Consider the following 12624-nt stretch of genomic DNA (forward strand, 5'->3'; position numbering starts at 1 on the left):
GAGAGCTCAGAGAGGCACAAAATACGTTTATTTACTTTGTAAGTCTTTGCGAAAAAACTTTGCGTATCTCTGCGGCACAATCTCTAAAACTTCCAAATTCCATAAAACTGAAAATAATTGAAATTCTGTTCAAAATTAATCACATATCGCGCGCCCAAACTCGGACCAATTCTGGCAAAACCAGCTGTAAGATCAAGCAGTAATCCAGTTTTAAAATTGGTAAAAGATTCTTTAGACGAACTCGATTCTGAACGGGTATTAATAATATATTTATCACTGTCGCCTTCAAAAAGATCTATTGTTCGATTGTAATTTTGTTGGGATGAAACATCAAAATTAGCCTGAATTCCAGCCCCGACTCCAAAGTAATTATTAATGTTGTAACGAATTAAAACAGGAACTTCCCAATTGACATTTTTGTTTTCTGTTGAGGTCGTAACACGTTGCAATTGTTTTTGTCCGTTAGGATTCAATACAGTCTCAGTTAGTACAGAAATGTCGCTGTCGTATTTATTTAATGCATTTTCCCACTCAACCTGCCAATAAAAGCGATACGATTTAAAAGGCGAAATTGTAGCGCCAACAAAATAACTGGTCGAATTTTCTAAATCTGGATATAAATTGTAACCCGCTTTGGCACCAATCGAAATTCCAGGCAAAAATCGAGTAGTGGCATAATTGGTAATTATCGGTTCGTTCTTGTCAAAAATAATGGCGGTTCTGCTTTTGGTTTTTACTTTATGAAAATCTTCTCCAAACTTCATCGAATATTTTACAAAACCTTTTGTAGAATCTTTTTCGTGCACATTTTTCTGTTCGCTTCCTGGGAGATAAATGTTTTTGAAGGTAAAAATGATTTGTTTCTGTTTGATAATCGTGTCTAGACAGCTTATAGTTGGTTCTTCGCCTTTAGGGCAAATTGGACATTCGGGATACATGCTTTCAATCTGGAAAGTTTTCTTGTCAAACATATCAGGAATATCAGTTTCCAAGCGAATTTTTCGAGCGGGACCTTCTCCGTTATTCTGAAAACGGGTTTTAAAATTTACCCTTTTAAAACGCACCAATCTATAATTCATAAACCTTCCGTTAGATCCCATTTTGTTTGGATCGTGAGAAGTTACGATTTCCATTTCCAGATTTTTTACTTTATGGTTTTTATAACTTCGATTCGGAACAAAAATACCTCGCATCGTAACCGTTGCACTCGTGTCTTTAATCATTTCAGGAGTAGTTTTGAAAGTATAAAAAACATTTCGCGTTTCTCCTGGATTGGCGTCATCAAATTCTAAAATAGAAACATTATGATATGTTTTATTGGCGTCTAATAACGAGGCATCCAAATCTTCTTCTGTAGTTGTATTTCGGTATTTTTTGGTTTTGAAATTTCCTTCGGCGGAAGCCATAAAATTATTCGAATCGTTAAGATCATCAACCGCAGCAACTAAGTTTTCTTTTATTTCACGTTCTCCTGCATAAGTTCTAAAGTCGCTTAATTCGAAATTGTTGTGTTTGAATTGCTTTTCATTATAAAATAAATAAAGCTTTCCGTTAGAAACATAATTTTCCAGATTTTGATAACTTACTACGACTACCATTTCCTGATCTGGAATAGGATCACAATTCTTAATAATAGCAAACCCATTCTGATCGGCAATTGAAGCGATATCGTTAAAATTCGTATCCGTAATATCATTTACTGCGACTTTTTTCGGGCGGGTTGCAGGAGGTTTCCCGTTGTCATAATTGTTTGTTACAGCAAGTCTTGTGGTGTAATTTCCTTTCTTTTTGTACACATGTTTGGGCTCTGCTTCTTTGCTGTAATGTCCGTCGCCAAGTTCCCATAAATAAGAATAACTTGGTTTTGGTGCACCAGCAATCGGAATCAAAGGCGGTGTTTCAGGCTTAAAAATAACCTGATTTCCGTTTTGTGTAAAACCAATATTGGCTCTTCGGGTTATGGTGTCTTTAACTTTTGTTTGTCCAATAGAATAAATGCTGAATAGAATAAAGAAAATAGACAGTTGTGGTTTCATAACTAGACAGTTTTGGGTTTTAAAATCAACAGAATCAATCTTAAAACAGGATTAAATGTAAAAAAAAGTGATGAGCAAATCACCACTTTTTCTTAAAAAAGCATTTGTAAGTTACTGAATGGCATTAATTGCAGCAACCAGCTGAGCTTCGGTACCGACTGTTGTTTCGGCAAGGGTAAAAGTGTAAACGTCATTGGCAGCAACGGTTACGGGTTTTATCGCATATCTCCATTGGCCATTGTCTTCAGTCACAAAAATCACGTGACAAGCTAATCCAATAGGAATTTGTCCATAATGTTCGCTAAATAAACCTGCAGGAGTAAAAGTATCAAGTTTGGCAAGTGCATTTGTTCCTTCGCCGTCGTAAGAAAGGTAAATGGCGCTGTTGTTATTATCATATCCTTCTGGTGCTTTGGCTAAAATTGTTGTTTTTGGTCTCGGATCGCTGTAAAAACGATCAACGTTTGTCCATCCAAAGTTTCCGAATGTTACATAATAATTGTTTCCTTCACCTTGTACGCCGCCTTTTCCTCCAGTTCCGTCAGCGTTTGGTTTAGCTTCTCTCCAAGCCAATTCTCCTTTTTCATCAATTACACCAGTCCACAAACTCATTAAATTGTCAAAACCGTCAGTTAAAGCTGTTGGAACAATCATATTTAATGAGCAAGAAGTTTGAAGTTCTACTCCGCCCTGAGTTGCTTTAATAAAGAATTCACCGCCAGAGATTAATAAATTTTTCTTTCCATCAGAAGTAATTCCCATTGTTGGTTTATTGGTAACCAGCATATTTCCTTTGTCAAAGAGTTCGATATATTCAATATCTACTTGTCCAGTTACGGGATTTCCGTTTTTGGTCAAACAATCTCCGTTAATGTAAAGCTTTACACCCTTTGCGGAAGTTAAAGTTACCACTCCATTTCCCGCGGTCATGGTAAAATTTTGAGTATTCCTTTTTACACCTTTTTCACTAATACTTTTAAACGCTGCTGAAGTTGGAGGTGAAAGTTTAATATCATCTCCGTCGCTGTTATCGCAGCTGGCGAAAGTTGTCATTGCTATTATTAAAAGACCGATTTTTTTAAAATTTGTTTTCATAATTTCTAGTTTTATAAATCTGGCTTGATTGTTTCAAGTGGTTTTCAGATTCTGGTTATTAATTTTATAGTTAAATCAATTCGGGTTTAATTTTGTTACCCTCAGTTTTGAATTATTTTTTAAGCTTATATGGTTATATCAATTGGCTTTAAAATTTGTTACCCATTTATTTGTTTTTTTATTTAGGCAGAAAGGCATTTATCTTCAAATAGATTTCCGTCTTCGTCAACAGCTACGAGAATATCTTTCTTTTGAGAGAAATTTAATATGAGATAAATCCAGACAATTATCCAGAAACCTAAAGTCATACAACTGATAAATAAATGAAGGGAATGATTTATGGCTTTTTTTTCTTTAGATAAAACCACATAAGGCAGTTTCTCATTATGTTCTGTAATTACAAAACCGCTGCGAGTTTTGGCTGCGATTATCTCGTAGAATCGATCTGTGTTTTTTTCGTTTACAAATTGGTAACTTTCCATTTCTTTTAATTTTTTAAAGGTTTTTAAAAGACTTTTGTTTTCATAAATACAATTCATTGCATTATTGTTACCCTTTGTTTTGAAGTTTTATGAGATTCTTTTTTTACATTAGTATTAAAATAGCTTTCTATGGATCAAAATAAAATTCATCCTGACCAAAAATATATCGATGGACTTGCCGCAAATGATTCGGTGGTTATTGAAATGATATATAAAAAGTTCGCTCCAAAAGTAGTTTTGTTTATAACCAACAATTCTGGAGATAAGGATCAGGCGCAGGATGTGATTCAGGAAATTATGATACTGCTTTTTAATCAGGCGAAAGCCAATGCGCTTCAATTGACTTGTCCGTTTGATGCTTACTTTTTCTTATTATGCAAAAGACGCTGGCTCAACGAGCTGAAAAAATCATCGAATAAAGGGGTAACAATTCTAGAAGATGTTTTATCTATCAATGAATCTGCGCATGACTTGATTGCACAAACGGAAGAATTTGACGAAAAACAAAAGCTTTTTGACACCATGTTTCAGAAATTGGGAGAAAAATGCCAAGAAGTTTTAAAACTCAGTTTTACTTTAAAATCAATGGAAGAAGTGGCCGAAAAACTCAATGTAACTTACGGCTATGTTCGGAAAAAGAAATCGTTATGTGTTGGGCAGTTAACGCAATGGATTCAGGAAGCGAAAAATTTTAACTCTTTAAAAAACAAGTAATCATGAACGAAGAACGCTATATCTTATTTGATCAATATCTTCAAGGCGAACTGACCGTTGATGAAAGAGCTAATTTGGAGAAACAATTAGCTGAAGATCCAGAATTGGCATCGGCATTGGAGAGTTTCAAAGAAATGCATTTTCAATTGGAAAATAAATTCGGACAAGAGCAGGATCGAGAAATTTTTAAAGAAAACCTAAGCCGAATTTCAGATAAATATTTTAATAAAAATAAAGGAAAAGTAGCTTCCCTTAAACCTTGGTATTACGTCGCGGCAGCGTCGGCAGTTATTTTATTCGGATTGTTTTTCTTTGATTATAACGAGAATCCTTCGTTTGATGATTATAATCATCCAGAAAGCGCTTATTTTACAGAAAGAGGTGTCTCTGAAGAAACTTTAAAACAAGCAGAAGATAATTTTAATGGAAAAAGATATGCAAAAGCAATTCCGCTTTTTGAAGCAATTTTAAAAGAAAATACATCTCCGGAAATTCAATATTTTTATGGTATTTCTTTGGTTGAAGAAAGTCAGTACGATAAAGCAGATACTATTTTTAAAGAATTGCAAGCAGGGAACTCTGCTTACAAAGAAAAAGCAAAATGGAATCTGGCATTATCCAAATTAAAACAAAAAGACTATAAAGCCTGCAAAGAGATTCTTCAGACTATTTCTCAGGATTATGAAGATTATGATGAAGTAGAACAGCTTTTAGATGAGTTGAATTAATTTAAAATAAAAAGCAAATTTGAAAATAAATTAAAAATTTTCCTGCTTTTACGTGAAACCTCAATCGAATTTAGATTTTTAGTTCTAAATTCGATTTTGTTTTTATAAGAATTGCCACCAAAACAACCAAAACTAACCAACCCAATTCGATGAAAAAAATCACATTGTTTCTTTTTATCATTTTTTCTCAAACCATTTTTAGTGCTGCTAAAATTACAGAAGCCGAAAAGCTTTTTGCCACTTGCAAAGTTTGGGGATTTTTAAAGTATTATCATCCAAAAATTGCTGGAGGAGAAGTCAATTGGGACAATCAATTATTAGAAAAACTGCCGAAAATAGAAAACGCGAAAACAAAAGAAGAGTTTTCATTAATATTGGAAAACTGGATCGACGATCTCGGACCAATAAAAGAAGTAGCGCCAATTGCAGTGCCAAAGGATGTAAAGTTTTTTGATAAGAATTTCGATTTAAGCTGGTTTAACAATAATTTGTTTTCTAAAAAGCTTTCGAAGAAATTAAAATTTATTGAAGAGAATAGGTTTCAAACCACAGAAGAAATAGGCCCAGGTTATAATCCGCTTAAAAATGGAGATTATTTTAATCTTCAGTTTGATAATAAAAACTCAAGAATCTTGTGGTTTTTTATGTATTGGAATTTAGTCGAGTATTTTTTTCCATATAAATATATAATGGACCAAAAATGGGATATAACTTTTGATCAAATGCTTCCTTTGGTTCTTGAAGCTAAAAATGACGACGAATTTTATACCGTTGTCCGAAAAACAGCCTCTAAACTCAATGATAGTCATGTTGAATTTGCGACATATAGTGGCAGTAAATTTGAGGAAAATAGAAGATTTTTTCCTGCTGACTGTAAGATAATTGATAACAAAATAGTGGTTACTGAAATTCTTGCAGACAGCCTTGCTCAAGCAGATGATATAAAAGTTGGAGACGTAATTACGAAAGTAAATGATAAAACAATAGCAGCATACATTGCAGAATATAGAGATTTATTTGGAGCGTCAAACGAACCAACTCTTTTAAGTAAAGTGGTTAGGAAAATTTTACATAGTAATTCTGAGAAAGTCAATGTGGAGTTTTTAAAAGACGGCAAGCAGATAACAAAAGAGATGACATGGTACAATTATCATGATTCTCACAGAAATGAATTTAAAAAAGGAGCTAAAAAGAAAAAAGAAAAGTTTACAACTTTAAACCAGAATATCGGATATGTAGATATGGGACTTATTAAAAGTATAAACGTTCCTGATATGATTGAAAAATTAAAAACAACAAAAGCAATTGTTTTTGATATGAGAAATTATCCGAATGGGACTTATAATGATATTGCCAATTTTTTAAACGCTCATCAAGAAAAATTTGCGATTTACACGCACCCAGATTTTAGTTATCCAGGCAAATTTAAATGGACAGAAGGATCAACCTGCGGTTCTGAAAACAAAGATAATTACAAAGGAAAAGTTATTGTTCTGCTTAACGAAGAATCCTTAAGCCAGGCAGAATGGACTGCAATGTGTTTTCAAACAGCAGGTAATACTACAATTATAGGAAGCCAGACTGCTGGAGCAGATGGAAATGTAACCGAGCTTGATTTTAAAGGATTTCATACAAGATATACAGGAATTGGAGTTTATTATCCTGATGGACGCGAAACCCAAAGAATTGGCATCATTCCTGATATTGAAGTAAAACCAACCATAAAAGGAATTCAGGAAGGAAAAGATGAGGTTTTAGATCGTGCTTTGCTTTTTATTGAAACAGGAAAATAATTAAAATAAATGTCATCTTGAGAGAAGTCGAAGGCTCAATAAGCATTTCGAAAAGAATTGGGGGCTTTTCTTTGCTTACTTCGACTTCGCTCAGTATGACAAAATAAAAGATTAAAATCAGCAGACCTTTGTCAAAGCTCACAACTTGACAAAGGTCTTCGTTTTTCTATACAAATTCTACAAAATTGCTATTCTTTTAATATTGTCGTAATTTTGACAGCTTTAAAATTATACCCTTGAATTTGAGACCTATTATTACAGATACACACACGCATTTATATTCTGAAGAATTTGATCAGGATCGCGACGAAATGATTCAGCGCGCTATTGATGCCGGCATTACTCGTTTTTTTATTCCGGCAATCGATGCGGCTGCGACACAGTCTATGTACGATTTAGAGAAAAATTATCCTGAAAATATATTCCTGATGATGGGGCTGCATCCTACTTACGTGAAAGATAATTATCTAGACGAATTAGCGCATGTAGAAACTGAATTGTCCAAAAGAAAGTTTTACGCAGTTGGAGAAATCGGGATCGATTTGTACTGGGATAAGACACATCTTAAAGAACAGCAAATCGCTTTTAAGACGCAAATTCAACTGGCAAAACAATACAAACTTCCAATCGTAATTCATTGTCGAGAAGCTTTTGACGAGATCTTCGAAATCTTAGAAGAAGAAAAATCTGAAGATTTGTTTGGGATTTTTCATTGTTTTTCCGGAACTTTAGTACAAGCACAGCAGGCAATTTCCTATAATATGAAATTAGGAATTGGTGGTGTGGTAACATTCAAGAACGGAAAAATTGATCAGTTTTTAAATCAAATTGATTTAAAACATATTGTTTTGGAGACAGATTCGCCTTATTTAGCGCCAATTCCATACAGAGGAAAAAGAAATGAAAGCAGTTATTTAGTCAATGTAATTTCTAAACTGGCAGCTCTATACGATGTTTCTGAAGAAGAGATTGCAGTAGTTACAACTCAAAACTCCAAAGACGTTTTTGGGATTTAATATAATCGTTACTTTAATCTAATTTTTTTTTTGTTCTTTTGCCCACTTAAAATCGATATAAATAATGCAGAAATTTGATGCCATTCGACCGTTTTATGATTCCGAAATAAATGAAGCACTTCATGATGTGGTAAACCATCCGATGATGAAAACCATGATGAACTTTACTTTTCCGGAAGTAGAAGATGAGGTTTGGAAGGATCAATTGAAGAAGACACATTCGATTCGTGATTTTCAATGCAACTTTATTTATAACACGATACAAAGGGTTTTAGAAAAAAGTTCTGAAGGACTTACAACTTCGGGTTTTGAGAAACTGGAAAAAAACACTTCTTATTTGTTTATCTCGAATCATAGAGATATTCTTTTAGATACAACATTATTAAATGTCTGTCTTTTCGAACATGGTTTGGTCATGACGGCATCGGCAATTGGAGATAATCTGGTCAAAAAAGCTTTCTTGGCTACTTTGGCAAAATTGAATAGAAACTTTTTAGTTTTAAGAGGATTAACACCTCGTGAAATGCTTCAAAGTTCAAAATTATTAGCCGAATATATCGGACAATTGCTGCTTCGCGAAAATCGTTCGGTTTGGATTGCCCAAAGAGAAGGAAGAACAAAAGATGGAAACGACGAAACCAACCCAGGAGTTTTAAAAATGATTGGAATGGGTTCTGATGAAGAAAACTTGATGGATTATTTTAAGAAATTAAAAATCGTTCCAGTTTCGATCTCTTATGAATACGACCCAACAGATGTTTTGAAAATGCCGCAATTAATGGCAGAAGCAAATAACGAAGTTTACGTTAAAGATAAAAACGAAGATTTCATGACCATTTTAAGCGGTATCATGGGAACTAAAAAGAGAATCCATATTTCTGTTGGAGATGTTTTAGACAAAGAAATCGATCAGATTGTGGCTGAAAATGACAATGTTAATAAACAAGTTCAGGCTTTGGCACAAACTATTGATGATGTTGTTTTGAAAAACTACCAATTATGGCCGACCAATTTTATTGCATACGATATTTTAAACGAAACCGATAAATTTGCTCACAAGTACAAAGAGAGCGAAAAATCGCTTTTTGAGCGTCGTTTAGAAATGCGTATCGGAAGCGATAATCCTGTTACCAGACAAGGATTTTTGGCAATGTATGCCAATCCTGTTGTCAATAAATTAAAATACCAAGATGTCATCTAAAGCTAAAATATTATTGATTTATACCGGAGGAACAATCGGTATGAGCAAAGACTTTGAAACAGGGGCACTTAAAGCCTTCAATTTTGGTAAATTAATACAAAAGATTCCAGAAATTAAGCAATTGGACTGTGAAATCGAATCTATTTCATTCGAACACCCAATTGATTCTTCTAATATGAATCCCGAAATGTGGACAAAAATTGCCACAATTATCGAGGAAAATTACGCTGCTTATGACGGATTTGTGGTGCTTCACGGATCAGATACAATGTCATATTCGGCTTCTGCATTGAGTTTTATGCTCGAGAATTTAACTAAACCGGTTGTGTTTACAGGTTCTCAGCTTCCTATTGGAGATTTACGTACCGATGCAAAAGAAAACCTGATTACAGCGATTCAGATTGCTTCACTTCAAGAAAACGGAAAACCAGTTATTACCGAAGTCTGCTTGTATTTTGAATACAAATTGTACCGCGGCAACCGAACTTCTAAAGTAAATGCAGAACATTTTAGAGCTTTTACAGCACCAAATTATCCTGAATTAGTAGAATCTGGTGTTCACTTAAAACTAAACAGACATTTATTTCTTCCTATAAATAAAAACGCCGATTTGATCGTTCACAAAAATCTGAATAATCATGTAGCGATAATCAAAATGTTTCCAGGAATGAGCGAAGTAGTTTTGGCTTCAATTCTTGCTATTCCAGATTTAAGAGGAATTGTTTTAGAAACCTACGGCTCAGGAAATGCTCCGACAGAAGATTGGTTTTTAAATTTAATTGAGAAAGCAATTCAATCAGGATTGCATATTGTAAATGTTACGCAATGCTCAGGCGGAAGCGTAAACATGGGCCAATACGAAACCAGTACAGCCTTAAAATCTCTTGGAGTTATTTCAGGAAAAGACATTACTACCGAAGCAGCAATTACTAAATTGATGTATCTGCTTGGTCATAATATTCCACAAAACGAGTTTAAAGATATTTTTGAAACTGCTTTACGCGGGGAGATATCGTAGATGAAAATTCCAATATAAAAAATTCCAAATTCCAATTTTGAGATTCACTCAGTTTGGAATTTGGAATTTTTATATTGGAATATCTCTCTAAAATTGGAATTTGGAATTTTAATTTTTGGAATTTTGATAAGGAACCGGACAAGTTTCCAAATCTTCGATAGCTCTATGTTTTTTGTAATACAAATAAACAATTACAGAAATAATACAGATAATTCCCTGAATAGCCACTGTTGCTCTAACACCTAAAAAGTGGGAAACATAGCCAATAATTAAACTTCCAACAGGAATCATCCCTTGATAAGCCATCATGTAGTAGCTAATGCTTCTTGAGCGCATATTGATAGTACTATGAGTCTGAATGTAGATGTTGATAGAAGAAGTTTGTCCCATCATTCCTATTCCGCTTAAAGTCATACAGATAAGAGCAATTGTAATACTGCTTGAAAGGGCTAGAATAATGACGCTGAAACCAAGAAGTAAACTTGCAGAGATCATTAATTTGCTCATATTTTCAGCAGATTTTAAATTGGCCAAATAGATGGCAGATAAAACAGAACCAATTCCGGCAGCACTTTCAAACCAGCTGAAAGTCTGAGCATTTCCGCTAAAAATATCTTTAGCAAAAACTGGCATCAAAGTATTAAAAGAAATTACAAACAAACTGCTGCAGGTAAGCATAAGAAGCATTCTTGCCATTTCGGTTTCTTTTTTTACATAATCTAAACCTTCAATAAGATCGTCGAGCATATTTAACTTATTTTCGGCTTTAATGTGCGGAGTAATTTTCATCATCAGCAATGAAATCAAAACCGGAACATAACTAATGAAGTTCCCGATAAAACAAATGTCTTCTCCATATTGGTGCAGAATAATTCCCGTAAGTGCAGGTCCTGCGATACGAGCAAAATTGTTCATTGTGGAGTTAAGAGCAACGGCATTTGGAAGATCTTCTCTTTTATCTACAATATCGATCATCATCGTTTGACGGCAGGTCATATCAAAAGCATTGATAATTCCCTGAATAAGACTCAAAGCCAGAATAAAGTTGATATTGTAAATTTTTAGGTAAATAAGCAAAGCTAAAGTTCCAGCCTGAAGCATTGCAAGAGACTGCAAAACAATCATGGCGCGGTGTTTATCGTAACGTCCAATAATGCTTCCTGCCAACGGAGCTAAAAACAGTGACGGAATCATGCTTAAAAAAGTCGCCAATCCCAGTAGAAAAACAGATCCCGTTATACTGTAAACCATCCAGCTTACTGCGGTTTTCTGCAGCCAGGTTCCAATTACGGAAACAGATTGACCATAAAAGAATAACTTGAAATTTTTTGATTTTAACGCTTTAAACATAACCTTGAAATATTTGATACAAAGGTCGGCATTATGATTTCATTAGAAAAATTAATAATTTTACTTATAATAAGTAGTAAAACTTATCAATATGGAAATTTATCAACTGCAGTATTTTATCAAAACAGCTGAGGTTTTGCATTTTACCAAAGCTGCCGAATTGTGTTTTGTAACCCAATCGGGACTTTCGCAGCAAATTAAAAAGCTGGAAGAAGAGCTCGGAATGCCTTTGTTTAAAAGAATTGGGAAAAAAGTACAATTGACAGAAGCTGGAGCTGTTTTCTTAATTCATGCTAAAAAAGTGGTAGAAAACGTAGAAAATGGAAAACAGGCAATCGAAGATTTAAATGAAATGATTGGCGGAGAACTTCGAATAGGTGTAACCTATATCTTCGGATTATTGATTCTTCCTGTTGTAAATGCATTTGCCAAGAAATACCAAAATCTCAAAATTATTGTCGAGTATGGAACTACCGAGGTTTTAGAACAGAAATTACTTGATAATGAATTAGATTTAGTATTCGTTATTTCGTCACACGAAATTGAAATGCCGATTCAGAAAGTACCATTATTTACTTCAAATATGGTTATGGTGGTTTCTAAAAATCATGCTTTAGCCCATTTAGATAAGATCGCTTTTAAGAAAATAGAAGAGATTCCGCTGATTTTGCCAGGGAAAGGATCCAATTCGCGAGAATATGTCGAAGAACTGTTTAAAAAGTTTAATATGAAACCTAAAATTTCAATAGAGCTCCAGTCCATTCACGCATTATTGCAAATGGTAGAAAATAGCGATTGGGCAACAATTGTTGCCGAGATGGCTCTAAAAGATTGGGACGATCTCAAAGCTATTCAAATTACAGGAGTTATTACTAAACGAGATTCATATATGCTCACGCTGGGAAGCTACCAAAAGAAAGCAGTAAAACTGTTTATGGAAGAATTTAAAAAAAGCATTTAAAGTAAATTTGCATTTTGTTTTTGTAACTCAGATTTTTTTGTGTTCTTTGCAGACCAATAAAGAAAGGTGTCCGAGTGGTTGAAGGAGCTAGCCTGGAAAGCTAGTATATGGGTAACTGTATCGAGGGTTCGAATCCCTTCCTTTCTGCGAAATAAAACCCGAATTTCATTGTTTGAAATTTGGGTTTTTTTGTTTCTTTCGTAAAAAAAAGGTATTTATACTTAATGATT

The 12624-nt window shown here is 34.1% G+C and carries 11 protein-coding genes and 1 tRNA gene; 8 read left to right on the forward strand and 4 right to left on the reverse strand.

Features of this window, described 5'->3' with window-relative positions:
* Positions 1 to 83 precede the first annotated feature (83 nt).
* The 3 genes from QMG60_RS05670 to QMG60_RS05680 all read right to left on the reverse strand — a co-directional run bounded on the left by QMG60_RS05670 (position 84) and on the right by QMG60_RS05680 (position 3613).
* Positions 84 to 2036, reverse strand: coding sequence for a PKD domain-containing protein (locus QMG60_RS05670; RefSeq protein WP_281867160.1), 1953 nt, complete (start codon positions 2034 to 2036; stop codon positions 84 to 86).
* 111 nt (positions 2037 to 2147) lie between these two features.
* A complete protein-coding gene (locus tag QMG60_RS05675; protein WP_281867161.1) occupies positions 2148 to 3131 on the reverse strand; it encodes a hypothetical protein in 984 nt (327 codons plus the stop codon).
* Between the two features lie 182 nt (positions 3132 to 3313).
* Positions 3314 to 3613 carry a hypothetical protein gene (locus QMG60_RS05680; protein ID WP_057115994.1) on the reverse strand — a complete coding sequence of 100 codons (300 nt, stop codon included), beginning with the start codon at positions 3611 to 3613 and terminating at the stop codon, positions 3314 to 3316.
* Between the two features lie 129 nt (positions 3614 to 3742).
* Between QMG60_RS05680 and QMG60_RS05685 the strand changes: the two genes are divergently transcribed.
* The 6 genes from QMG60_RS05685 to QMG60_RS05710 all read left to right on the forward strand — a co-directional run bounded on the left by QMG60_RS05685 (position 3743) and on the right by QMG60_RS05710 (position 10083).
* Positions 3743 to 4327, forward strand: a complete 585-nt coding sequence (locus tag QMG60_RS05685) for a sigma-70 family RNA polymerase sigma factor (RefSeq protein WP_281867162.1) — start codon at positions 3743 to 3745, stop codon at positions 4325 to 4327.
* Positions 4328 to 4329: 2 nt separating this feature from the next.
* Entirely contained in the window at positions 4330 to 5055 is a 726-nt protein-coding gene (locus QMG60_RS05690) for a tetratricopeptide repeat protein (protein WP_281867163.1), read from the forward strand.
* Between the two features lie 149 nt (positions 5056 to 5204).
* Positions 5205 to 6848, forward strand: coding sequence for a S41 family peptidase (locus tag QMG60_RS05695; RefSeq protein WP_281867164.1), 1644 nt, complete (start codon positions 5205 to 5207; stop codon positions 6846 to 6848).
* 236 nt (positions 6849 to 7084) lie between these two features.
* A complete protein-coding gene (locus QMG60_RS05700; protein ID WP_281867165.1) occupies positions 7085 to 7864 on the forward strand; it encodes a TatD family hydrolase in 780 nt (259 codons plus the stop codon).
* A gap of 64 nt (positions 7865 to 7928) precedes the next feature.
* Positions 7929 to 9065, forward strand: a complete 1137-nt coding sequence (locus QMG60_RS05705; RefSeq protein WP_281867166.1) for a 1-acyl-sn-glycerol-3-phosphate acyltransferase — start codon at positions 7929 to 7931, stop codon at positions 9063 to 9065.
* Positions 9055 to 10083 carry an asparaginase gene (locus tag QMG60_RS05710; protein WP_281867167.1) on the forward strand — a complete coding sequence of 343 codons (1029 nt, stop codon included), beginning with the start codon at positions 9055 to 9057 and terminating at the stop codon, positions 10081 to 10083. Before QMG60_RS05705 ends, QMG60_RS05710 begins: the two co-directional genes overlap by 11 nt.
* A 108-nt stretch (positions 10084 to 10191) precedes the next feature.
* Here the strand turns inward: QMG60_RS05710 and QMG60_RS05715 are convergent, their stop codons facing one another.
* On the reverse strand, positions 10192 to 11433 hold the full coding sequence (locus QMG60_RS05715) for an MFS transporter (RefSeq protein WP_281867168.1): 1242 nt from the start codon (positions 11431 to 11433) through the stop codon (positions 10192 to 10194).
* A gap of 91 nt (positions 11434 to 11524) precedes the next feature.
* On the opposite strand from QMG60_RS05715, the gene QMG60_RS05720 reads away from it, so the two are divergent.
* The gene (locus QMG60_RS05720) at positions 11525 to 12394 is read left to right on the forward strand and encodes a LysR substrate-binding domain-containing protein (RefSeq protein ID WP_281867169.1); all 870 of its coding nucleotides are present in this window, start codon (positions 11525 to 11527) and stop codon (positions 12392 to 12394) included.
* Positions 12395 to 12454: 60 nt separating this feature from the next.
* Positions 12455 to 12541 (forward strand) — tRNA-Ser (locus tag QMG60_RS05725).
* Positions 12542 to 12624: the final 83 nt, after the last annotated feature.

This window comes from Flavobacterium sp. GSB-24, from assembly GCF_027924665.1.
Classification (GTDB): Bacteria; Bacteroidota; Bacteroidia; order Flavobacteriales; family Flavobacteriaceae; genus Flavobacterium.

What these genes read in the sequence shown, in the direction of transcription:
- QMG60_RS05675 (WP_281867161.1), bottom strand. Translation starts at nt 3,131, where the DNA reads ATGAAAACAAATTTTAAAAAAATCGGTCTTTTAATAATAGCAATGACA.
- QMG60_RS05685 (WP_281867162.1), top strand. Translation starts at nt 3,743, where the DNA reads ATGGATCAAAATAAAATTCATCCTGACCAAAAATATATCGATGGACTT.
- QMG60_RS05680 (WP_057115994.1), bottom strand. Translation starts at nt 3,613, where the DNA reads ATGGAAAGTTACCAATTTGTAAACGAAAAAAACACAGATCGATTCTAC.
- QMG60_RS05710 (WP_281867167.1), top strand. Translation starts at nt 9,055, where the DNA reads ATGTCATCTAAAGCTAAAATATTATTGATTTATACCGGAGGAACAATC.
- QMG60_RS05670 (WP_281867160.1), bottom strand. Translation starts at nt 2,036, where the DNA reads ATGAAACCACAACTGTCTATTTTCTTTATTCTATTCAGCATTTATTCT.
- QMG60_RS05720 (WP_281867169.1), top strand. Translation starts at nt 11,525, where the DNA reads ATGGAAATTTATCAACTGCAGTATTTTATCAAAACAGCTGAGGTTTTG.
- QMG60_RS05705 (WP_281867166.1), top strand. Translation starts at nt 7,929, where the DNA reads ATGCAGAAATTTGATGCCATTCGACCGTTTTATGATTCCGAAATAAAT.
- QMG60_RS05715 (WP_281867168.1), bottom strand. Translation starts at nt 11,433, where the DNA reads ATGTTTAAAGCGTTAAAATCAAAAAATTTCAAGTTATTCTTTTATGGT.
- QMG60_RS05690 (WP_281867163.1), top strand. Translation starts at nt 4,330, where the DNA reads ATGAACGAAGAACGCTATATCTTATTTGATCAATATCTTCAAGGCGAA.
- QMG60_RS05695 (WP_281867164.1), top strand. Translation starts at nt 5,205, where the DNA reads ATGAAAAAAATCACATTGTTTCTTTTTATCATTTTTTCTCAAACCATT.